The organism is Arthrobacter sp. TE12231 (assembly GCF_054062895.1).
Window position 1 is genome coordinate 2,316,240 of the sequence record NZ_JBSSFS010000001.1, and the last position, 21,577, is coordinate 2,337,816.

The window sequence follows — 21,577 nt, forward strand, 5'->3', positions numbered from 1 at the left end:
TCCGGCCCTTTGACGATCCCGTACCTGCCCTGCGCGGAGAAGGCCCTGTTGAGACATGGTCTGGCAGGTCCTGTTTCGTCTCTTCCGTTCCTCGTAACGTCAGCAAGGCGGCCCATTCGAGAACGCCGACCCCTTGAGAAGGAACGTCTTTGAACACCACCACACTCACTCCAGCGGGAGTCCGTCATTCAAGGGCAGCGCTGCTCGCCGCCGTCACCGGATTTTTCGTCATCACGCTCGATGCTGTGGTGGTCAACGTTGCTCTGCGCCAAATCAGCCTCGACCTCGGGGCGACGATCACCGGTTTGCAGTGGATCGTTGACGGATACACGTTGTTGTTCGCCTCGTGCTTGTTATCGGCCGGAGCGTTTTCTGACCGGGTCGGGGCCAGGCGTGCATGCGCAATCGGCATGACCGCGTTCGTGGTCACCTCGCTGGGATGCGGACTCGCGCCCACAGTCACTGTGCTGCTCGGGGCAAGGATCCTGCAGGGAACTGCGGCGGCAGTGATGCTTCCCGCGTCGATGGCGTTGATCGGCGAAGCCTTCCCCGACCCCATCAAGCGTGCACGCGCCGTCGGGATGTGGGCCATGGGAGGAGCGCTGGCGTCAATCTCCGGACCCGTGCTGGGCGGTCTGCTTTCGCTCGTCGACTGGCGGTTGATCTTCTTTATCAACCTTCCAGTCGGGGCGGGGGCATTGCTGCTGCTGCGGCGCGTTCCACGGTCGCCGCAACTGTCCGTCCCTGTCGACTGGGCCGGACAGGTCACCGCGATCACCGCCATGGGGGCCCTCACCTACGGTGCCATCGAAGCCGGAGCGGCCGGCATCACGGCACCGCCAACGATCGTTGCGTTTGGCTTGTTCGTCCTTGCAGGTGCAGACTTCGTCGTTTCGCAGCGCCGCGGAGCGCACCCCATGGTGCCGCTGCCGCTGCTGGGTAACCGCACGATGGCCGTGTCCATCGGGATTGGCTTCTCCTACATGGTGGGCTACTTTGGCCTGCCGTTTGTCATGAGCCTCTACTTGCAGCAGGAACGCAGCCTCTCACCGGTGGAAACCGGAGCGGTCTTCGTTCCCATGATGCTCGCCGGTGCGGTCCTCACGCCTTTCATCGCCAGGCTCTCGGAACGACTCGGCGCACGCACACTCATCGCCGGCGGAATGACGTTCATGGCCGCAGGACTCACCCTTATCGCCCTCCTGCCGGCGGCCATACCGGTCTGGGTAGTGGCCACTGTGATGATCCTTGTGGGTCTCGCGGGGCCCCTGGTCATCCCGACCATCACCGCCGTCCTGCTGAACAACTTCGATCCACAGCGTGCGGGTACCGTGAGCGGCATCTTCAACACCAGCCGTCAGATTGGCGGGGCATTGGCGGTCGCGGTGTTCGGCTCCCTGCTCGCCCGCTCGACCACCTTCCTTCAAGGCTTCTCCACCAGCCTGCTGATAGCGGCCGGTCTCGCCCTGGCAATGGCACCCCTCGCCACCCGTTTGCCGCGGCGATGAACGCACCTGAGCGTTGGGGGGACCTGACAGGTCCTGTCAGCACCCAAGGCTGCTCGCCTACCCTTGGAGATATGGATTCCCGGTCCGAGATCAGCAGCTTTCTCACGTCCCGCCGCGCCAAACTCACCCCCGAGCAGGCAGGTGTCCCGCTCTACAGCGGAGCCCGCCGCGTCCCCGGCCTGCGACGCGAAGAAGTAGCGCACCTCGCCGGCGTCAGCGTCGACTACTACGCCCGTCTCGAACGCGGCAAAATCTCCGGTGCGTCCCGCGAAGTCATCGAAGCAATAGCCCGCGCCCTGCAGCTCGACGAAGACGAACGCGACCACCTGCTCGACCTCACCCGGATCACCCAACGGCGCGCGCCGCGACGGAAACCCTCCAACCGCAGCACCGTCAGGCCAGGTATCCAGAGTGTCCTGGACTCCATCGATGCCCCCGCCTTCGTGCAGAACGCCCGACTTGACCGCCTCGCCTCCAACAGAATCGGCCGGGCACTCTACTCACTGCCTGACGACGGATCCCGCGACCGCTTCAACTACGCGCACTACCTGTTCCTGGACTCACGAGCCCAACGGTTCCACCGCGACTTCGACACCGCCAAACACAACGTCGTCGCGCTCCTGCACGCCGCAACGGCCAAGGACCCCTACGACAAGGAACTGATCGAGATCATCGGCACCCTCTCGACCCAAAGCGATGATTTCCGCTCGCTCTGGGCCTCCCACGACGTCTTCCGCTACCGGTCCGGAGGAAAAATGCTCACCCACTCGGCCGTCGGCGACCTCGAATTCGGCTACGAATCATTCGAACTCTCCACAGACCCAGGCCTGGTCATGCTCGTCTACACCGTCGAACCCGGATCCGCGACCGCCGACGCCATGCGAATACTCGCCAGCTGGACCGCACCCACCGTCCACTCCCACTGAACCGGTCGCCCTGTGGGTCAGGAAACTGGAAAGGCTCAAGCAGGACCTACCGAGGCGCCGGCTGCAGCTCGTCCGTGAACCGGGGCCGCCAGCACTGGGGCTTCGGCTTGGCAGGCGTCACTTGCGAGCGTGCGACGAGTCCAGATCGCTGTTCCGCAGCAAGGTCGCCTCGGTCCACCAGGTCCGCACTATCGTTGCCCTGCAGCCTTGGACAATCCTGCCCGCCGGCCGCCGAAGTCGTTGCCGATCTGCCGCGCGGCGTCCTGCAGGAGCGGAACGACCGTTTTCTCGATGGCTTCCGCGGGGGCCCGGTGCGTCTGCAAGGAGACGTTGATGGCCGCGACGACGTCGTTGCCGCGCCACACGGGCACGGCCACGCCGCGCAGGCCCTCCTCCAGTTCCTGTGACACCATCGACCAGCCCTTGACGCGGGCCGAGTCTATTTCTGCCCGGAGCTGGTCGACGCTTCCGATGGAACGCTCGGTGAAGCGCTGCAGATGGACCGAGTCGAAGTAGGCCTGCAGTTCCGGTTCGGATAGCGCCGCCAGGAGGACGCGCCCCATCGACGTCGCCCAAGCTGGGAACCGAGTGCCCACACTGATGGAGACGCTGAGCAGCCGCGGAGAGGGCACGCAAGCCACGTAGACGACGTCGGTGCCGTCCAGGATGCACAGCGAGGTTGTTTCGTTGAGCCGCGCTGCCAGGGACTTCAGGTGCGGCTCCGCCACCCTGGGAAGCGTCAGGTTCGCCAGGAATGACTGGCCGATGTCCAGCGAGCGTGGCGTCAGCTCGAACTGCGGGCCGTCGGCGCGGAGGTAGCCCAGATCCGTCAGGGTCAGCAGGAACCGCCGCGCGGAGGCCCGGGTCATGTCCGCCTTGACGGCGACCTGGGAAACGGTCAGCCGCGGAGAGGCCGCGGTAAAGGCGAGCAGGACGTCGAAGGCCTTTTCCACCGACTTCACAAAATACGCCGGTTGCTCCTCCATGGACTCCCTGTCTTCTTGAACCTGCACTAGGGCCCGCAGATACCGAAAGGCTGCAGGCTTTTACGATCATATAAGGCCCCGGACAACGACGGCGGCGCGTGCGTCCCGGCGTCGGGCTGTATGTCAGCTCTTCGTCCGGATGGCGGCGAGCGTGCGCTGTATCAGGGCATCCGCCTGCGGCGCCAGGTCCAGGAGCGGAATCATCGCGGCCGCCTGGGCTCGGAGGTGGTCCCAGCCGTCGGCACAGCACAGTCCTTGGTCCCTCGCGGCGGCTATTGTGCCGGTCACGTGTCCGGCGTAGACGAAGTCGTAGACGAACGCGTCCCCGGCCAGCCGGCCCCCGCCCCAGACAGGCGCGTCGTCGCTTCCTTTGCCAACCGGCGTCGCGTTGACGATCAGCGAGGCCCGGGACGCCTGTTCCTGCGCCTCCGCCCACGAGGCCGCCTCCGCGTCCATGCCCAGGCTCGCGCCGAGCGCAAGCAGCTGCCGCGCGGCCCCCGGGTCCCGGTCGGAGATCGTGACCCGCCCGGCCAGCCCCTTGAGCGCCACAAGCGCTGCCCGGGCCGCGCCGCCGGCCCCCAGCATGACCGCATGCCGCTGGTGCCGGCCACCGAGCAGTTCAGCGACGGCGGCAACGTCGGTGTTGTACGCGGCCAGCCTCCGCCCGTCCCGGATGAGCAAGTTGGAGGCGCCGCCCAGCCGGACCGCTTCGGTCGCAACGTCGGCGGCCTGCGCGGCCCACTTCTTGTGGGGCATCGTGACATTGGCGGCGACGACGTCGGATTCCAGGAGCCGGGCGCGGACCCCGGCCATGGGCACGTCGCGAGGCACATCCCAGGCCTCATAGGCCCAGCTACTGCCGAGTTGTTCGAGGACGGGATTCCACAGCCCCGGCGACATGGCCTGCGAGGCTTCCGAGCCGATGAGGAACAGCCGGGAGGCCGGTGTCTGGTTGTCCATGGTGCCGCCTTTCAGGGAGGGGAAGCCGCCGGGCGAAGCAATCAATCGTTGTGAGGCACCTCACGCTGCGGTATGCTATTCCATAATCGCATACCGCACAGATGCGCGGTATGCGCACACACTAAAAATCTCCCATCTCCAAATCCCCGTCTTTCAGTGCGGAAGGACCAGCACCATGACCAAACTCGCAACCATCCCCACGGTCGTCGAGGAGGAGCGTAAGCTCAAGCGAGCCAAGAAGGCGGCCCTGGCCGCGTTTCTGGGCGGCGCCCTCGAGTACTACGACTTCTTCATCTATGCCACCGCGGCATCGCTGATCTTCTCCAAGATCTTCTTCCCGCCCGGCGACCCCACGGCCGCCCTGCTGGCATCCTTCGCGACCTTCGGCGTCGCCTACGTGGCACGGCCCTTCGGCGCGGTGCTCTTCGGCCACCTCGGCGACAAAATCGGCCGCAAGTCCACACTGGTCCTGACCCTGGTCATGATGGGCGCTGCAACCTTCCTCATCGGCATGCTGCCCGACTTCAGCACCGCCGGATACTGGGCACCGGCCCTGCTGGTGCTGCTGCGCCTCATGCAGGGCCTCTCCGCCGGCGCCGAAACCGCCGGAGCCTCCGCCCTGACCATGGAAGAGGCCCCCACCGGCCGCCGCGGCTTCTTCGCGAGCTTCGCGATGAGCGGCATCTCCTTCGGCATCGTGCTGGCCTCGCTGGCGTTCCTGCCGGTTGCCGCCATGAGCGAAGCCGACCGCCTCGCCTGGGGCTGGCGCATCCCGTTCTGGCTCTCCATCTTCGTCCTGATCGTCGCGTTCCTCGTCCGCCGCACGCTGGAAGAACCTGAGGTCTTCGAAGAAAAGCACGACCACGGCGAACTCGTGAAGCTGCCCTTCGCCAAGATGTTCAAGACGCACCCGGCGCAGTTCTTCCAGGTCGCCCTCATGTCCTTCCAAGTGGTTACCAACACCTTCATGCAGTCCTTCGGCCTGGCCTACGCAGTGTCCGTCGGGGTGAGTGCATCGACCATGCTGACGGTCAGCATCCTCGGCAACGTGATCGCAATCGTCACGCAGCCGCTCGCGGCCCGCCTCTCCGACCGGTTCGGACGCCGCATTGTCTTCATCACCGGCGTCATCGGGTCCGGGCTGATGATCTTCGTCTACTTCTCCGTGATCTCCACCGGCAACATCCCCATGATCTTCGTGGCCAGCACGCTGATCACCGCAGGCACCTACGCCGCCTCGAACGCCGTCTACCCGGCCTGGTTCTCCGAGCTGTTCAACGTCAAGGTCCGTTACTCCGGCATGGCGATCGGCCTGCAGATCGGCATCCTCTGCGCCGGCTTCACCCCGCTGCTCGGCACCGCGCTGGTCGGTGGGGACAAAGCCAACTGGGGCCCGGCCGCCTGGATCGTCGCCGCCTCCTCACTCCTGGCCGTCGCCGGCGCCGCATGGGCCCGCGAAACCAGCAAGACCCCGCTGCGCGAACTCGGCAACCCCGTCAACTGATCGTCCAACTGGGCTGCGAAAGCCTCCAACACGGGGGGACGACTGCGGGAGAAGAGGAGCTCCAGCGATCGTTCTACCGGCAAGACCTGGAAGGGCTACATGGAGGACATGGGCGCTCCCTGCCAGCATCCCGAACTCGATTCCAGGGACGATCGCCAGAGAGCCAAAGTCGGCGACCAGTACGCAACGCGCCACAACCCGTTCGTGTACTTTGAGGAAATCACGTCCTCCCCGGACTGCCAGAAAAACGTCGTGGACTACACCCATTTCGCTAATGATCTGAAGTCCCCGGACACGACACCGAACCTTTCCTACATCACACCCAACCTGTGCAATGACGGGCACGACAGCCCCTGCGTCGACGGCAGGCCGGGCGGCCTCGAAAGTGCCGACAGCTGGCTGCAGCAGCAGATTCCGGGCATCCTGGACTCACCGGCCTTCAAACAGGACGGGGTGCTGGTCATTACCTTCGACGAAGCCGACAGCAAGACCTCCGGTCCGTCGGGAGTCCCCGGAGGCACGGCTGGCGGGCGGGTCGGCGCGCTGGTGATCTCGCCGTTCACCAAAGGGGGAACAACATCGGACAGGATGTACAACCACTACAGCCTGCTCGCCAGCATCGAGGACATCTTTTCAGTACCCCGGCTCGGATACGCGGGGGCGGCCGGCCAGAACAGCTTCGGCCCGGACGTCTTCAACGCCCGGTAGCCGCCGGTGCCGCCGGGTTTCCCAGCCTTGCCGTTCCCGGTCGTGGGTCCTTGGCTAACATCACCTCGTGCCGCTGGCGCCCGGAGTTGCTCCCTCGCCCCGGGGTCAGAGGCTAGCTGACCTCTCACCCGCGCGTCGGACTATTTGAGGAGCTTGGCGGGACATGTTGCCCTCCGGTGCCGCATCCAGGCCGTTGACCGGTTCCGCAGACCGGAGGCACAGTGGTAGCCTCCAGGCGGGGCCGTTCGCGAGGGCCCAACGACGGGGAGGGCCACCATGTCGACCAGGGTTCCGAAGAAGCAGATGACCGTCATTCAAGCGGCCTTCATCGGCGTGGGTTCGATGGTGGGCGCGGGAATCTTCGCCCTCTTAGGAGCAGCGGGCGCCGTCGCCGGCTCGGCCGTGTGGGTGTCCTTTCTGGTCGCCGGAGCCATCGCAGGTCTTCAGGGGTACTCGTTTGCAAAGCTTGGCGCCACCTATCCTTCCGGTGGGGGCATGCTCGCCTACCTGGCCCGAGGGTTCGGAGAAGGCCACGTCACCGGGATCGTTTCATGGCTGTTCTATGTGACCGGAGCGATCGTCGGAGCAATGGTGGCGTCGTCCTTCGGCGGCTATGCCAGTGCAGTGCTGACCAATCGTGACCCAGGCTGGGCCAAGGTGTTCGCCGTCGCGCTCATCGCGGTCATGACTTTCCTGAACGCCGTCGGGTCCACGGCGGTGGCAAAAGTCCAGTCCGTGATCGTGAAGGTGGTGCTGGGCATCCTGTCCGTGTTCGCGATCGTCACGATCGTTAACTGGAACCCGACGCTCCTCGACCCAGCGGGCTACCCAGGCGTTCGCGAGATCGTCGCGAGCGTGGCGTTGACGTTCTTCGCCTTCCTCGGGTTCGGTGTCATCACCTTCACCGCGAAGGATCTGCCTGACCCGTCGCGTCAACTGCCCCGCGCCATGTATCTGGCGCTGGCGATCGCCACCACGGTGTACGTAGCCGTCTCCCTGGGCGTCTTCGGGACGCTGACCGCCGACCAGGTCGTCGCCTACGGCGCCACGGCGCTGGCCGAGGCCGCCAAGCCCACGCTCGGCCAGTTCGGCTACGTACTGATGGTCATCACGGCCCTGCTCTCTACTTCCGGGGCGGTGAACGCCAGCCTCTACCCCTCTGTGGGGATGACCCGGCATCTGGCCTCGGTGGGCCAGTTCCCACCGGTTTTCGGCCGCTCCCTGGGCCGCCGGCAAGTACCGGTCGGGCTGCTGGTCATGGCCGGCCTCGCGGCAGTAATGGTGCTGCTGTTCAACCTGAACAGCATCGCATCGCTCGGAAGTGCGGTAGCACTGCTCATTTTCTCCGCCGTCACCCTGGCCCACTTCAAGGTGTACCGGGAGACCGGTGCCCTGCTTTTCATGCTCATCATCGCCCTGATCGCGACCCTGGGAACGTTCGTCGTATTTTGCACCACCACGCTCGTCAACGAACCCGCCACCGCCGCCGCGCTGGCGGTTATCCTCGCCCTGGCCCTGATCACCGACCTGCTCTGGAAACGCACCCGAAACCGCGCAAATTAGCACCCCGCAGACCTGACGCATAGGGGAGTTAGGGACTGTTCCCTGCTAATTTCTAAGTCCATGCTGTAGGCACCGAGAACTTTGTGTGATAAGGGGGCAGTGGCATGTTCAAACCGTCGACTACTCGCCCCAGGCGGTATAGCTCCGCCTGGCCCGTGGCACAGACCACGGGGCGCCCCGGGATGTGGCTCCCGTGAGCGAACAGGCACTGACCCGGCCGAAGGCGCCCCCTGCCGTGTGGATCTCCTGGGTGGCCCTGGCGCTGATGACCACCAGTTCGGTCGCCAGTCTCCGAGCGGCCCCGACCATGGCCGTCTACGGCCTCGCTTCAGTCTTCCTCTACGTGGTTCCCGCGATCGTCTTCCTGCTGCCCACCTCCCTCGTGTCCGCCGAGCTGGCCTCCGGATGGAAGGGCGGCATCTACAACTGGGTATCGTCCGGAATCTCCAAACCAATGGGCTTCCTGGCGGTGTGGTGCCAGTTCGCAATGACGATTTTCTACTATCCGACCCTGCTGGGATTCGTCGCGAGCACGCTCGCCTACGTCTTCAACCCGGCACTGGCCAGCAACGGCGTGTGGACAGCCTTGGTGATCGTGGTGTTCTACTGGGCCGGCGTGTATGTCTCCTCTCGCGGCACGAAGGGCGTGGCAGGCCTGGCCAGCGGTGGCCTGATCATCGGCACCCTGATCCCGGGCGCCCTGCTCGTCATCCTGGGTGTGGTCTTCCTCGGCCAGGGCAATCCGTCCGCCGCTCCGATGACCGCGGCAAACTTCTTCCCCGAGTGGGCCGGACTGGCCAGCCTCGTGCTGATCGTGAACAACTTCCTGTCCTACAGCGGCATGGAGATGAATGCGGTGCACGTGTCCTCCCTGAAGAACCCGTCCAAGGAGTACCCGAAGTCGATGTTCCTGGCCATGGGACTCGTACTGCTCATCTTCATCCTGCCGGCGCTAGCGATCAGCTGGATCGTCCCGGCCGATGAGCTCTCCCTCACCGCGGGTGTCATGCAGGCCTTCGACGCGGTGCTGGCGTCCTTCAACATGCAAGGTCTCACGCCGATCCTGGGCATCATGCTCGTCGCGGCCTCCCTCGGCGGCATGCTGACCTGGCTGGCCGGTCCGTCCAAGGGCCTGCTGCTGATCTCGCGTGAGGAAGGCTACCTCCCGCCGTTCCTGCAAAAGCTGAACAAGAACGGCATCCAGCAGAACCTCCTGGTCATCCAGGGGCTCGTCACCACCGTGATCGCTCTCGGATATGCGCTGATCCCGGACGTCTCGAGCACGTACTGGATCTTCTCGGTGATCACCACGCAGGTCTACCTGATCATGTACCTGCTCATGTTCGTGGCCGCCGTCCGGCTCCGCCGCAACGACCCTGAGCACCCGCGTGGCTTCCGAGCGCCGATGCTGCTGACGCTGTGCGGCGTAGGATTCGCAGCCTCCCTGGCCGCGCTGCTTGTCGGGTTCGTCCCGCCGTCGCAATTCGGCAACGGGGATCCGCTTGTCTATTTCCTGATCGTCGGCGGCGGCGCACTGGGGCTCGGCCTGCTCGTGCCGTTCCTCTTCTATAGGTTCCGCAAGCCCTCCTGGAAGCTGCCCGACCAACAAACGCAGACGGAGGTGCCGAAGTCATGAGCACGCAGACTGAGTCCTCGACCAAGCGCAGCCGCTCGGTCATTTACATCGTTGCCATGACCTTGCTCGTGGTGTTCGCCGTTGTCGCACTGCTGAACTTCAGGCAGGCGAGGGAGACGCAACAGTCCCTGACGAAGGCCGACCAGCTGATCGCGACGATCGAATCGGCCGGTGGGACGGCCCCCTCGCGCGAACAGATAGCCCGTGTACTCGGCGACGACGGCGGCGCGGTCTGCGCGAACCCGAACAATGCGCTGAGCCGGGCCACCTTCCTGAGCCAGCTGACGAACGGGGCCACCGGGCCAGGCAACAGGCCCGTGATCGCGAACGCCCGCATCGCCATCGGCGAGGTCGCGATTATCAAGGTCTACTGCCCGGACCAGCTCGCTGAGTTCCAGCAGTTCATCAATGCCCTCAAGACGTACCGCACGGGTGGTGCGTGAGCCGTGGACCTCCGAGACCGCATCACCGAACTAATGCGACCGGCACGGGAGGAGTTGGCCGAGTTCGTCGCCATCCGGTCTGTGGCGGACCCGCGGCAGTTCCCCGTCGAGGAGTGTGCCAGGGCCGCTCAGTGGGTGCTCGAAAAATTCGCTGAGCTCGGATTTTCCGATGCCCATCTCGAGCGGACGCCGGACGGCTCCGACGCAGTCGTCGGCTCAAGACCGGGCCCCGATCCGGAGGCGCCCACCGTGCTCCTCTACGCGCACTACGACGTGCAGCCACCCCTCGATGATGCCGCGTGGCGCACCCCGCCCTTCGAACTCACCGAAGTGGGCGGCCGCTGGTACGGCCGCGGCGCCGCCGACTGCAAGGGCAACATCCTCGCCCACCTTCTCGCACTCAGGGCGCTCGGCGACGACGTACTGGTGAATCTGAAGCTCGTTGTCGAGGGATCGGAGGAACAGGGCACCGGCGGGCTCGAGGCATTCGTGGCGAGCCGCCCCGGGCTGCTCAGAGCCGATACCATCCTGGTCTGCGACACCGGCAACGCCGCCGTGGGACACCCTGCGGCCACAGTGACCCTCCGCGGCATGGTCAACGTCGTGGTGAGCGTGGAGGCGATGACATCCGAACTCCACTCAGGCATGTTCGGCGGCGCAGCGCCCGATGCCCTCGCCGCTCTGATCTCGATGCTGGCATCGCTGCGCGACACGCGAGGCAACACCACTGTCACCGGGTTGGACAACGTCCAGACCTGGACGGGCGCACCTTACCCGCCCGAGCAGTTCCGTTCCGACGCCGGGGTGCTCGAGGGCGTCACGTTGCTAGGCAGTGGCACCGTTTCCGACATGCTCTGGGCGCGTCCGGCCGTCACCGTGCTAGGCATTGATTGCCCGCCGGTGACGGGGTCGACCGCGGCGATCGTACCGCGGGCCGCCGCCCGATTGAACCTGCGCGTCCCGCCCGGCATGGCAGCCGCTGACGCCCACACAGCGCTGGTCGACCACCTCAAGGCCACCGCCCCCTGGGGAGTCCACGTCGCCGTGGACCTGGAGGCCATCGGGTCACCCTTCAAGGCGGCAGTTGGCGGGCCGGCGTTTAATGCCATGAGTGCCGCAATGGCCGAGGCATACGGGCAGCCGATGACCACCCTGGGCCAGGGCGGATCAATCCCCCTCTGCAATGTCTTCGCCGACACCTACCCGGACGCGGAAATCATCCTGCTGGGCGTCGAAGAACCGCTCGCACTCATCCACGCACCCAACGAGAGCGTCGATCCGGGCGAAATCAGCGCCCTGGCCGAGTCCCTGGCCCTCTTCCTCCAGCACTACACCACCCTGTCCGGCTAGCCGCCCCCGCCCGTACCGGTGGACGACCACCACCGCGTTGATGAGGTTCGCATAAACCAGTCACGCTCTGTGACTGGGGCAACGGCCGCGGTTCGGCCGTGGCCGCTAAGCCGGACTACCTGCTTGCCTGCATCGGCCAAATCGCGCCTGCCGGCGGCATCGGTGGGTCGCATGGGTTCTGCCCAGCGCTCGGCCTGGCCAATGCGAGATCGCTCCTGAGGACTCTCAGGAGCGATCTCGTTCCGGGTCCACGTCAGTGTGTGGAGCACGTCGGCTGACTAGTGGACTATTCTCATTTCGTGCGAGGTCTGGTTGAGTCGCCGTCCGCCGTCAGGAACGACCGTCACAATGTCCTCGATCCTTACGCCGAACCTGCCCGGCAGGTAGATTCCGGGTTCGATCGAGAAGCACATGCCGGGGTGGAGGATCTGGGTTTCGCCCTCGACCATGTACGGCGGCTCATGGGTCGTCAATCCGATTCCGTGCCCGACCCGGTGAATAAAGTAGTCGCCGTAGCCGGCTTCAGCGATCACCGCCCGGGACACTCGATCGATCTCCTGACACTCGACTCCTGGCCGCACGGCCTCGAACCCGGCCTGCTGTGCGTGTTTGACAACGTCGTGAACCTCGCGCTCCTCGGCGGTGGGTTCGCCGACGTGCACAGTCCGCGTCGTGTCTGATCCATAGCCGTGCTTGAGGCCGCCGAAGTCAAGCACCACCATGTCACCGTCCTCGATGATCCGCGGGCCGATCTCGTGGTGAGGGTTGGCGCCGTTCGGACCCGAACCGACGACGGTGAAGTCCACCTGCGAATGACCGAATTGGCGAAGCAGGTCCGCGAGATCAGAGCCGACGTCAGCCTCGCTGCGCCCAGCGAACCGCACTGTGACGATCTCCTCGTACGCCTGGTCTGCGGCCGCGCCAGCCGCCGCCAGCCGCTCGATCTCGTCGTCATCCTTGATCGCCCGAAGCATCGGCAGGGCGGACGTCATCGAGACGTAGGACGACTTGGGCAGTCGGTCCTGCAGGCCGAGGAGGTGCATGGCCCAGGCCGAGTCAGAGACGGCATAACGTCCGGTGCCAGCCATCAGCGCCGCAGATTCCGTGTAGGGGTCGCTCCCGTCTGTCCAGTCGGTGATCCTCAGCATCGAGGCGCCGGCGGCTGCTTCCGCGTCGGGCCTCTCGAGCCTCGGAACGATCATGGCGGGCTCCGCGTCGACGGGGACCACGAGCATGGTGATGCGTTCGGTGATGGCCACGGGCGCATACCCCGTGAGGTACAGCAAGTCCGGTCCAGGAGTGACCAGGATGCCGTCGAGCCCGGCATCCTGGGCGGCGTGAGCTGCTCGCCGCAACCGCTCGGCGAAGTCACCGGCGGTGAACGGAGCCGGCTCGGAAAAGCTGCGATGATCACTCATGGTTCGCATTGTCGTGCGCGGAGCATCACCGGTCAACCCATCGCGCCTACGACCGCTGCCAGTGCGGAGGGACGAGCCTCCGGTAATCCCGCATCACTGCCCCGACATTCCGTTACGCGTCCCGTTGCCCGCAAGGTGGGGCCCGTTGGGGCACTTGCGTCTGGATGACCGTCTTACAACAGGCTTTTCCTTCCGGCAGGCTCTTGTCGGGGATATTCTGGGGAAATCAGCAGCGCGAGCGAGCCGGTGGTCATGGCTCGTGGAGGAGGCTGTATAGCGTCATTGGCAGCCGCCCTGCCGCAGCAGGGCTGGAGGCCTTCCTGTTAGGAGCTGCCTTGAATTCTTCAATGACGAGACCACCCAACCGTTCTGGCGGCGGGGCTCAGAGGACGTTCGGCGTCGAGGAGGAATTCCTGCTCGTCGATGCCACGACGGGGCAGCCCGTACCCGCCGCGGAAGCGTGCTTGGCCAAGGCCCCACAGCACCCCGGAACGAGTGGCGGCCCATTCTTGGCTTTGGAGGTCCAGCAAGAGCAGCTCGAGGCCGTTGGCCCTGTCTGTTCCACGCTCCAGGAAGTAATTGCGGGGATCCGAGAGGGCCGGCGGCTTGCCGACGAGGCGGCCCGCTCGGTGGGCGCACGAGCGGCCGCCGTGGCCACCAGTCCCGTCCCGGCCAGTCCTACCCTCGTACCGCAGCCCCGTTTCCTGAACATGGCAACCCGGTTCGGGTTGACGCTTCGGGAGCAACTCACCTGCGGCTTCCATATTCATGTCGGTATCACCGACGGTGAGGAAGGGGTGGCAGTCCTGGACCGAATCCGGGTCTGGTTGCCCGTGCTGCTGGCGCTGAGCGCGAACTCCCCTTTCTGGCAGGGCGCCGACACCGGATACGCAAGCTTCCGCTACCAGGTGTGGAACCGCTGGCCGACCGCCGGGCCCAGCGAAAGGTTCGGATCAGAACGGGAATACCACCGGTACGTGCAATCCCTGCTGACAACGGGCGTACTCCTCGACGAGGGCATGGTGTACTTCGACGCGCGCCTCTCCCGGAATCACCCGACGGTGGAGGTGCGCATTGCCGACGTCTGCATGGAGGCCTCACACGCGGCCGCCATTGCCGCGATCGTGCGGGCACTCGTTGAACGGGCCGCCCAGGAATGGCGCGCCGGGATTTCTGCGCCCCCGCTATCCGCCGGGCAACTGCGCCTGGCGGCGTGGAAGGCAAGTCAATCAGGAGTCGACGACACCCTCCTGCACCCCCTGCTGAACGCTCCATGCCCGGCCGCCGAAGTGGTCCAGGTCCTCCTCTCCCATATCCGGCCAGCCCTGGCCGACAGCGGGGACGAGGAGCAAGTGACCTCGGAAGTGGCCCGGATCCTGACCACCGGCACGGGCGCACGCCGGCAGCGCGAGATCATGATGAGCACCCAGAGCCTGCCCGCCGTGGTGCTCGAGGCCATCGGACACACCCACGGGACCGCCCCGGCACCTCGTCGCCGGTCCCGGCGCCTGCAAACTAGCTGACTGACCCGACAGGCCACGAAAGGACAGCCACTACAGCGTCGGCCGAGGAGTGCTGCATCTCTGCTGCCTCGCGGCGCCGGTCGATGGCGCTCTCAGACCAGGGCTTAGGTCTTGATCCTTTCAAACTCGTCAGCGCTGATGGTTCCGGAGTCCCGAACAGCCGTGGCTTCGGAGATCTCCTCGCTGGGACTAGCTGCCGCGACACTGCGGATGTAGGCATTCGAGGACTCCCGGTTGGCCCGCGCCCGTTCCATGGACCGCTCCGCCATGCCCTTTCCGCGGGCAATCAAAATACACCAGCACGCCCAACAAGGGCACGAAGACCAGGAAGAGGATCCAGAGGGCCTTCGACCAGCCGCTCAGCTTGTCGTCGCGGAAGAGATCGCCGATGACTGCGAACAACGCCCAGAGGAAGGCGATCAGGGCATACAGGCAGAAAAACCACCACAAGAGGGTCCCAAAAGTCTTCCAAGAAATTCATGTCAGCTTCGCTGCTTTCGATGGGAGCGGTGTTGTACGGGGATGCATCCTGGACCGTGCCGAAGCTGGGCGCAGGTCCCCCGGAGGAGCCTGGGCATCAGCATTTGGTCGCCGTCTGGAGGTCACTGATGGCGGCCTGGACGTTAGCTTCATCGTCCCGCAGGGATGCTGCTGCCTGGGTCAGCGAGGCGTCATCCGGGACGGCTCTGACGGCTGCGTCGAACTTGTTTTCGGCCGGTTTGACGGCGTCCATCTCGTCCTTGGCTACCTCCTGGCTGGCCTTGACCAGGTCGTCGTAGGTCTTCGCGACCTGTTCCCTTGCCGATTTGATCTGTTCTATCGTGGCGCCCGGCTTTAGTGTCTGTTTGAAATTTGTCAGGGACCCGGCGAAGGCGCTGGCAGCAGCGCAGGCCTGCGAAACGTTCTTCTCCGCTCTGGCGCTGCTGACGCTGGTGCCGGGGCTGGACGTGCTGCAGCTCGTGAGCAGTGCGATGGCTGCCGCGGCTACGATCGCTCCTGCAAGGACCGTGTGTGGTCTGGACACTGGAGGCTCCTTTTCGAAATGGATTGCGGCAGGCGGGCCTGCCATGCGCGAGTCCGACTTTTGTCTGCCCGCACCGTGTGTCTGGACCTCATCCGGGGAAGGTGATCCGTAGTGGCGGTACAGGAATCCCACGGCGCCCGCGTCATGAAATAGCCCCGCGTCTGGGCGTCCCCGAGGACCGGATCAATGGTCACCTCGGCGCGACGGGAACGGTCGGGAGTCAACAAAGCGGGGCGGCTACCGGGCCGGGGGCACCCTGGTCGTCACCAAACTCGATCCGTTCGCCCGGCCCCTGTCCGGTGCTCGAAATCATCATCGAGGACATGACGAGAGTTTCCCAAGGGTTCCGGCCGCCAACAGCGATGACCATGAGGGTTTGATCCCAAGTCCAAGCAAGTCATGCAGTTTCAGGCGCTCCCGGCCATGAAGGAGTGAACAGCAACACCGCTGTCCCAGGCCAAGAGAAGGAGCCGCCAGAGCGCAACTGCCGCCTACAAAAATGGGCCCCGCAGGGGCCATAAAAGGAGATTTGTACACACTCAGCGGCCCACAAGCCCCTGAACAGGGAAAAAACGTGCCCGAGGTGGGACTCGAACTGCATTCCCTCCCCCGCAAACACTGGGCTCCCCCGGAAACATGCGGAATCCGACCCGATCCGGCCGACATACGACCCGATCCGAAGCCCAGGGTGTGCACAATGTGCACACCCTCTTTCTGGCCCACTTCGGCGCCCCAACCGGGCTGCCGAAACGGCCGTCCGTGCGGAACAGTTTTGACTGGCGATTTCATTCCGGCAGTAAGAGTCGACCTCCGGAATACGACCGGCCCCGAATAAGCACAGCACGAGGGGGCGTGTATCTTACCGATCACACCAAGGGCTGCGTCGGATCGTTTCAACCGGCTCTCGCTCACCTCCAGTTGACGTCGCAACCGTGGGATCTCGGCCTGCTCCGGGGACAGCTTCCCGATGCCTTCCCCGGGATTCTCTGCCAGGACCAGTCCAGTTCAAGGCCGCGGACCGGATAACCCCCGAACCTCCTTGCACCCTGGTTCCAGTCCTATGTCAGCCCACCCGCGCGCTTCATATGGCCTCTAGTCCTCCATCCGCCACGTAATGAGCTTCAACGTCCCGTTGCCGGCGCGCACCGCAGTCGTGATGTTGTTTCCACTGGGAACTGCCAAAGCGACTTCGCTGACAGCACCCGCCTTGTCATCGCTGTCCCCAGTTCTTTGGATAATTCCGCTGTTCGGATCGACATCCCAACTGATCAGTTTCAAGGAGCCGTTGCCGGCGCGCACCGCCGTCACGTATCGCGCGTCGCCTAAACGCGAGATGCAGATGCAGGTTGCGGGGCCGGCATGGTTGTCGCTGTCGTGGAGCCGCTGGATCTGCGTACCGTCCGGTGACAGCGACCAGCTGATGAGCTTCAGCGAGCCGTTGCCAGCCCGGACCGCCGTGGCCAGCCCCGCCATGGCGATTTCACTCACCTCACCGGCTTGGTCACCGCTGTCGCCCAGGCGGGAAATATTCTTGCCGTCTTCGGAAAAGCCCCAGCTGATGAGTTTGAGCTTGCCATTACCGGCCCGAACGGCGGTGAGCACAACATTCGGCAACGGCACCGAGACCGCGATGAGGCTTACTGCGCCCGCCTGGTCATCGCTGTCGCCCAGACGCGTGATCGTTCCCGTGGCGTTGTCGAGAGCCCAGCTGATGAGTTTCAGAGAGCCATTGCCCGCCCGAACCGCCGTCACCAGGTCCGCTGCTGTCTTCGGCGGCCCCGGCACGATGGTGACAATGCTGGCTGCCCCAGCTTTGCCATGAGTGTCTTTGAGACGAGAGATGGGGCCCGAACCGATCCCGTCATCCCAAGAAATGAGAAGCAGATCTCCGCTGCCGTCGCGGACGGCGGTGACGGTAAGGTTCCGATTTCTTGCGACGGCAATCGCGCTTACCTCGCCTGCCTGATCGTCGCTGTCCGAGTTCCGAGTAACAGCGCCCGGGCCGCCAGTGCTCCAATTGATCAGTTTCAGATTGCCCGACCCCGTTCTTACCGCCGTCAGCGAATAAAACCCGAGCTGCTCAACCGCTATATCAGTAGCGGCACCAGCCAATGCTCCGCTGTCGCCCACCCGCGTGAAATTTGTCATGATTCAAACCCTCCCCAAATGGCCCAAACCGGAGGCGCGAGTCCGATGCTCGCCAGCGCCTGCGCCAGTCCGCCGGCGGCGGAATTCTCCCGACTGTAGGCCAATTACCCGACATGGTTCGCCTGATCAGGCGCGCTGTCAAGGAGCCAACGATATCCCCGAGCTTCGTCTGGGCTGCGGCTAACCCAAATGTGGTCGCGTCACATCTTCCTGACCCCAGCTACGCGCATCTCCGGCCGCGAAACCAAATGAAATTCTCCCAAATCGATCGTAGACTTGGGCGTACTTGAGGGAGGTTCCGATGGACACGGGTGATCGTCTTAACGATTCTCTGCTGGACGTGATTGAGCTCCAAAATTTTCTGCATGACTTCATCCGTGCGTTGACGGTTCGCCGACTCAAGCCTGGCGAAGATGTCAGCCATGTTGTCGAAGAACTGGGTCTGACAGCGCCAACGGGCTGGCAGCGAGAGCCCATTACGTGGGTCGGTGGTACTGAAGATTTTGGAACCAACGAGGATCACAAGGGGCAGACTCTGGTGCTCGTGCAACCTGGCCATCCCGAGGCGGTAGGACTGACCATCGGATGCATCCGCGTTCATGGACGGCGGTATTGCATTGAATGCGGTTGGCTGTACTGTCGGATCGTTATCAGGTTCTAGGGAGAAGAGTTCGCGGTAGCCAGATGGAACCGCATCCTGGCAGCGTCTCTGGCGGAGGAAATGCCGGGGCCGCCATCCCACACCTCACTGCTGCCGGCCAGCCTGCCGAGAAGCATCGCGGCGTCCCGAAACCGGCCCGCAGACCACTCTCCACCCGGAGTTTCGGGGATGTCCTCCATCCAGATGGCGGTGCATTGGCCGTCCAGTTCGTCGATTCGGTAGACGTCGGATAGCCGGCCGCCGGCTGGCATGGCCTCCGCCAGGCCAGAGGCATGAACATCGACTTCGGTGCGCAGCGGATAGTAGCGGACCAAGTCGTCTCTGACGTTCGGAGGAACCTGCCTGATGCCGCTCCACAGCAACGGGGATTGAACCAGCTGAACGACGGTGCTGAATGCTGCGACCCGGGCGGGGGCCGCCGGCGCCGTCTCGGGTCCGTGCTGTGCCTTCGACCCGCCAGAGGCCGCCAGTGTTCATGCTGAACATCGGCGAACTTTGTGGCGCTGGCTGACTGCAACTCCGCTGCCGGGTCCTGCAGGGCGGCTGCTGCTATGCCCTCCAGCTTGCCGGCATCCACGGAGGCGGGACCGAGGACTGAGTCTGTGAGTTAGGGTACGCAGGCCGGTAGCGGAGTGGCTAGCCGCATTTGATCATCCCCTATGGTGAGCGGGCAGGTTCGGATTGTCACCAGACGTGGGACGCGGGGCCGGCAGGTGCCTGATGCCACGGACAGTGTTCCCGTTGGTCGGACCCCGGTCACATAGCCTCGATGTCACGCCGTCGATGGCCAACAACATATCTTCCACGTGCGATTTAGACTGCACCCATGTCAGAAACTGAACGAACCATCACAGACCCGGTCTTCGAGGCCGCCTACGAGGCAGCACAAAAGAGCCTCCGAGAGGGCGGCATCCCGATCGGCGCTGCCCTGGCCCGCGGCGGGGAAGTGATTGCCAGTGGCCACAACGAGCGTGTCCAGCATGGAGATCCAATCGCCCACGGCGAGATGTCTGCGCTGCGGGCTGCCGGACGCCAGAAGAGCTACCGGGACACGACCCTCTACACCACCCTGGCACCGTGTGCGATGTGTACCGGGACCATCATCCAGTTCAAGATTCCGCGCGTGGTGGTGGGCGAAGCCGAGACATTCCCCGGCGAATTCGAACTTCTCCGCGCACGCGGCGTCGAAGTAGTCGTGTTGAACGATGCCCGATGCGTCGAGATGATGCGCACCTTCCAGGATGAACTCCCTGAACTATGGGCCGAGGACATCGCCGAGTAGTCCACACCAAAAAGAGCACCGGTGAAACAGATCAGACACGGCCAAAGCTATTGCGTGCCGCGAATTCATTCGCTTGAGGCCCGGCGGCTGCACCGCAGTTCCCGGCTTAGGGGAGATTACTGCAGATAACGGAACACCGTCCACGTCACTGCCACCGCGGCACAATCAGCTTGATGCTTGGCAGCGAAAGTGGCGGGCCTCTTGTCGGACGGCGACCGGAAGAACGCTGGACCGCCGCAGCCCAGACAGACCAAGTCGGTCCTCCTTGCCTGGCGTCGGGCGGCATCAAGTCTGCTGAACTCACTTGCCTTCCAGTCTCGTCCGTCTACTTTGCACCTTGCCCACTTCATGTTTCCTCAGCTTCACTCAGCCCATGGTCACCTGGATAACGCGGTGGGTCGCCGGAAATTTGCCAGCTCAAGGCATGCAGCCATCAGCCGCATCTACGTCGCAGAGGTGAGGCTCTTCTGATTCATACATCAGGTGCCCTACGGAATGGAATTCCGGTCAGCCGCAGCACGAGGCGCCCTCTGCCGCGGGAGACAGAAGGTCCCTTATCGGCGTTTGAAATCCCGGGGGGGTGTCCCTATGCTTTTGGTCAAGCGGCCTGGGGAGCTTTTTCCTCGTAGAGTGTCCCGTTTCGGAGCATCGCGTGGATGACGTCGCAGCGGCGCCGGGCGAGGCAGATGATGGCGGCGTTGTGCTTCTTTCCTTGGGCGCGTTTCCGGTCGTAGTAGGCCTTGGAGAGCGGGTCATGGCACGAGGCGATCCAGGCGGATCGGAAGAGCGCGTTCTTGAGTTGTTTGTTGCCGGAGCGGGCCGGGAATTCGCCGCGGATGGAGGTGCCGGACCGGCGGGTGACGGGCGCGATGCCGGCGTAGGCGGCGAGGTGCCCGGCGGTTTTGAAGCTGCTTGCGTCGCCGATGGTCAGGAGTATCGTCGCTGCGGTCTTGATGCCGACTCCCGGCATGGACATCAAGACCCGGGAAAGAGGGAAGTCGTCCAGGAGTTTCTCGACTTCGTCGGCGACGATGGCGCGCTGGTGTTTGAGTTCCTTGATCTGGGCGGCGACGCGCGGGATGACGAGTTCGACGGCTTCGGTTCCGGCGACGGTTACCGTCTGCTCTCCGAGCGCGGTGAAGATTGCATCTACAAGCTGGACGGGGTCTTTCCGGCTGTGGTGGCGGGCCCAGCGCAGCACGTTGGTGCGGCCTGCGGCGCGCAGGCCCGTGGGACCGGCGTATTTGATCAGCAGGTCCAGGACGAGGGGACGGGTCAGGACCGTGCCGGGGAAGGCACGTTCCAGGGCCGGGAAGATCTGCAGCAGCAGGGACCGCAGCCGGTTGATGGCGCGGGTGCATTCGTGGGTCAGATCGGCGTCGAACCCGGAGAGGACTTTCAGTGCGGAGAGGACTTCGCTGTCCCGGTCCACGGCCCGCAGCGTGTGAGGCATCGCCCGGGCTGTCTCGGCAATGATGAATGCGTCCCGGGCATCTGTTTTCGAATTACCGGGATGCAGATCCGCCGCTTTGCGCATGGCCAGCCCGGGCAGGTAAGCGACTTCGCAGCCGCAATCCCTGGCCACCGCCACGGGCAGGGCACCGATGGTGTTGGGCTGGTCCACGACCATCAGCACGTTCCCATGCTGCTGCAGCGTCGTGAAAAGCTCCCGCAGCCGGGCTTCGTCCTGCGGCAGCGGCTTATCAAAAAGGCGTTCGCCGGCGCGGCTCAGCGCGGTGGCGTGGTGTTCGCTCTTGCCGACATCAAGTCCGCAGTAAACGTCGAATCCCTGATCCATACTGGCGCTCCTTCGCACCACTCTATGGCCGCAGTCACGACACCCGCTGCCGGCACCCACGTTACGAAGAGACCTGAACCCGTTGGTCCGGCCTTGTCCCTATCAGCGGTCAACAAGTGCCTCCGGACCCGGCGACAAC

At 64.5% G+C, this 21,577-nt stretch carries 19 protein-coding genes; 11 read left to right on the top strand and 8 right to left on the bottom strand.

The annotated features are described in order from the left end of the window. Positions 1-149 precede the first annotated feature (149 nt). Together ACVWYS_RS10495 and ACVWYS_RS10500 are read left to right on the top strand one after the other, a co-directional pair. Positions 150-1,508, top strand: coding sequence for an MFS transporter (locus ACVWYS_RS10495; RefSeq protein WP_456506717.1), 1,359 nt, complete (start codon positions 150-152; stop codon positions 1,506-1,508). 71 nt (positions 1,509-1,579) lie between these two features. Then, positions 1,580-2,434 (top strand): helix-turn-helix transcriptional regulator, encoded by an 855-nt coding sequence (locus ACVWYS_RS10500; protein ID WP_456506718.1) that lies wholly within the window; start codon positions 1,580-1,582, stop codon positions 2,432-2,434. 188 nt (positions 2,435-2,622) lie between these two features. Here ACVWYS_RS10500 and ACVWYS_RS10505 read toward each other — a convergent pair whose 3' ends face one another. Both ACVWYS_RS10505 and ACVWYS_RS10510 read right to left on the bottom strand, forming a co-directional pair. Beyond that, a complete protein-coding gene (locus tag ACVWYS_RS10505; RefSeq protein WP_456506719.1) occupies positions 2,623-3,420 on the bottom strand; it encodes an IclR family transcriptional regulator domain-containing protein in 798 nt (265 codons plus the stop codon). A gap of 123 nt (positions 3,421-3,543) precedes the next feature. Beyond that, complete coding sequence (locus tag ACVWYS_RS10510; protein ID WP_456506720.1) at positions 3,544-4,380, bottom strand: shikimate dehydrogenase family protein; 837 nt, start codon at positions 4,378-4,380, stop codon at positions 3,544-3,546. A gap of 175 nt (positions 4,381-4,555) precedes the next feature. Between ACVWYS_RS10510 and ACVWYS_RS10515 the strand changes: the two genes are divergently transcribed. From ACVWYS_RS10515 to ACVWYS_RS10540, 6 genes are all read left to right on the top strand, one after another. Further along, a complete protein-coding gene (locus ACVWYS_RS10515; protein WP_456506721.1) occupies positions 4,556-5,884 on the top strand; it encodes an MFS transporter in 1,329 nt (442 codons plus the stop codon). Positions 5,885-5,926: 42 nt separating this feature from the next. Further along, entirely contained in the window at positions 5,927-6,592 is a 666-nt protein-coding gene (locus ACVWYS_RS10520; protein WP_456509048.1) for an alkaline phosphatase family protein, read from the top strand. 276 nt (positions 6,593-6,868) lie between these two features. After that, on the top strand, positions 6,869-8,155 hold the full coding sequence (locus ACVWYS_RS10525) for an APC family permease (RefSeq protein WP_456506722.1): 1,287 nt from the start codon (positions 6,869-6,871) through the stop codon (positions 8,153-8,155). A gap of 193 nt (positions 8,156-8,348) precedes the next feature. Next, the gene (locus tag ACVWYS_RS10530; RefSeq protein ID WP_456506723.1) at positions 8,349-9,791 is read left to right on the top strand and encodes an APC family permease; all 1,443 of its coding nucleotides are present in this window, start codon (positions 8,349-8,351) and stop codon (positions 9,789-9,791) included. After that, a complete protein-coding gene (locus ACVWYS_RS10535) occupies positions 9,788-10,234 on the top strand; it encodes a hypothetical protein (protein WP_456506724.1) in 447 nt (148 codons plus the stop codon). Before ACVWYS_RS10530 ends, ACVWYS_RS10535 begins: the two co-directional genes overlap by 4 nt. 3 nt (positions 10,235-10,237) lie before the next feature. After that, positions 10,238-11,584 (top strand): M20/M25/M40 family metallo-hydrolase, encoded by a 1,347-nt coding sequence (locus ACVWYS_RS10540; RefSeq protein ID WP_456506725.1) that lies wholly within the window; start codon positions 10,238-10,240, stop codon positions 11,582-11,584. A gap of 278 nt (positions 11,585-11,862) precedes the next feature. Here ACVWYS_RS10540 and ACVWYS_RS10545 read toward each other — a convergent pair whose 3' ends face one another. Then, positions 11,863-13,002 carry an aminopeptidase P family protein gene (locus ACVWYS_RS10545; protein ID WP_456506726.1) on the bottom strand — a complete coding sequence of 380 codons (1,140 nt, stop codon included), beginning with the start codon at positions 13,000-13,002 and terminating at the stop codon, positions 11,863-11,865. Positions 13,003-13,349: 347 nt separating this feature from the next. Here ACVWYS_RS10545 and ACVWYS_RS10550 point away from each other — a divergent pair, with 347 nt between their 5' ends. After that, a complete protein-coding gene (locus ACVWYS_RS10550) occupies positions 13,350-14,525 on the top strand; it encodes a glutamate--cysteine ligase 2 (RefSeq protein WP_456506727.1) in 1,176 nt (391 codons plus the stop codon). A gap of 104 nt (positions 14,526-14,629) precedes the next feature. On the opposite strand, the gene ACVWYS_RS10555 is transcribed toward ACVWYS_RS10550, so the two are convergent. From ACVWYS_RS10555 to ACVWYS_RS10570, 4 genes are all read right to left on the bottom strand, one after another. After that, the gene (locus tag ACVWYS_RS10555; RefSeq protein WP_456509165.1) at positions 14,630-14,794 is read right to left on the bottom strand and encodes a hypothetical protein; all 165 of its coding nucleotides are present in this window, start codon (positions 14,792-14,794) and stop codon (positions 14,630-14,632) included. Continuing rightward, positions 14,715-14,975 (bottom strand): PLDc N-terminal domain-containing protein, encoded by a 261-nt coding sequence (locus ACVWYS_RS10560; RefSeq protein ID WP_456506728.1) that lies wholly within the window; start codon positions 14,973-14,975, stop codon positions 14,715-14,717. Before ACVWYS_RS10560 ends, ACVWYS_RS10555 begins: the two co-directional genes overlap by 80 nt. A gap of 127 nt (positions 14,976-15,102) precedes the next feature. Beyond that, entirely contained in the window at positions 15,103-15,549 is a 447-nt protein-coding gene (locus tag ACVWYS_RS10565) for a hypothetical protein (RefSeq protein WP_456506729.1), read from the bottom strand. A gap of 1,092 nt (positions 15,550-16,641) precedes the next feature. Beyond that, positions 16,642-17,697: a hypothetical protein gene (locus tag ACVWYS_RS10570; RefSeq protein WP_456506730.1), complete on the bottom strand. Its 1,056-nt coding sequence runs from the start codon at positions 17,695-17,697 to the stop codon at positions 16,642-16,644. Positions 17,698-17,998: 301 nt separating this feature from the next. On the opposite strand from ACVWYS_RS10570, the gene ACVWYS_RS10575 reads away from it, so the two are divergent. Next, complete coding sequence (locus ACVWYS_RS10575; protein WP_456506731.1) at positions 17,999-18,358, top strand: hypothetical protein; 360 nt, start codon at positions 17,999-18,001, stop codon at positions 18,356-18,358. Between the two features lie 826 nt (positions 18,359-19,184). Further along, positions 19,185-19,640, top strand: coding sequence for a nucleoside deaminase (locus ACVWYS_RS10580; RefSeq protein ID WP_456506732.1), 456 nt, complete (start codon positions 19,185-19,187; stop codon positions 19,638-19,640). Between the two features lie 598 nt (positions 19,641-20,238). Here the strand turns inward: ACVWYS_RS10580 and ACVWYS_RS10585 are convergent. After that, a complete protein-coding gene (locus ACVWYS_RS10585) occupies positions 20,239-21,438 on the bottom strand; it encodes an IS110 family RNA-guided transposase (RefSeq protein ID WP_223987885.1) in 1,200 nt (399 codons plus the stop codon). Positions 21,439-21,577: the final 139 nt, after the last annotated feature.

What these genes read in the sequence shown, in the direction of transcription:
- ACVWYS_RS10500 (WP_456506718.1), top strand. Translation starts at nt 1,580, where the DNA reads ATGGATTCCCGGTCCGAGATCAGCAGCTTTCTCACGTCCCGCCGCGCC.
- ACVWYS_RS10505 (WP_456506719.1), bottom strand. Translation starts at nt 3,420, where the DNA reads ATGGAGGAGCAACCGGCGTATTTTGTGAAGTCGGTGGAAAAGGCCTTC.
- ACVWYS_RS10510 (WP_456506720.1), bottom strand. Translation starts at nt 4,380, where the DNA reads ATGGACAACCAGACACCGGCCTCCCGGCTGTTCCTCATCGGCTCGGAA.
- ACVWYS_RS10515 (WP_456506721.1), top strand. Translation starts at nt 4,556, where the DNA reads ATGACCAAACTCGCAACCATCCCCACGGTCGTCGAGGAGGAGCGTAAG.
- ACVWYS_RS10525 (WP_456506722.1), top strand. Translation starts at nt 6,869, where the DNA reads ATGTCGACCAGGGTTCCGAAGAAGCAGATGACCGTCATTCAAGCGGCC.
- ACVWYS_RS10535 (WP_456506724.1), top strand. Translation starts at nt 9,788, where the DNA reads ATGAGCACGCAGACTGAGTCCTCGACCAAGCGCAGCCGCTCGGTCATT.
- ACVWYS_RS10545 (WP_456506726.1), bottom strand. Translation starts at nt 13,002, where the DNA reads ATGAGTGATCATCGCAGCTTTTCCGAGCCGGCTCCGTTCACCGCCGGT.
- ACVWYS_RS10550 (WP_456506727.1), top strand. Translation starts at nt 13,350, where the DNA reads ATGACGAGACCACCCAACCGTTCTGGCGGCGGGGCTCAGAGGACGTTC.
- ACVWYS_RS10555 (WP_456509165.1), bottom strand. Translation starts at nt 14,794, where the DNA reads ATGGCGGAGCGGTCCATGGAACGGGCGCGGGCCAACCGGGAGTCCTCG.
- ACVWYS_RS10570 (WP_456506730.1), bottom strand. Translation starts at nt 17,697, where the DNA reads ATGACAAATTTCACGCGGGTGGGCGACAGCGGAGCATTGGCTGGTGCC.
- ACVWYS_RS10575 (WP_456506731.1), top strand. Translation starts at nt 17,999, where the DNA reads ATGGACACGGGTGATCGTCTTAACGATTCTCTGCTGGACGTGATTGAG.
- ACVWYS_RS10580 (WP_456506732.1), top strand. Translation starts at nt 19,185, where the DNA reads ATGTCAGAAACTGAACGAACCATCACAGACCCGGTCTTCGAGGCCGCC.
- ACVWYS_RS10585 (WP_223987885.1), bottom strand. Translation starts at nt 21,438, where the DNA reads ATGGATCAGGGATTCGACGTTTACTGCGGACTTGATGTCGGCAAGAGC.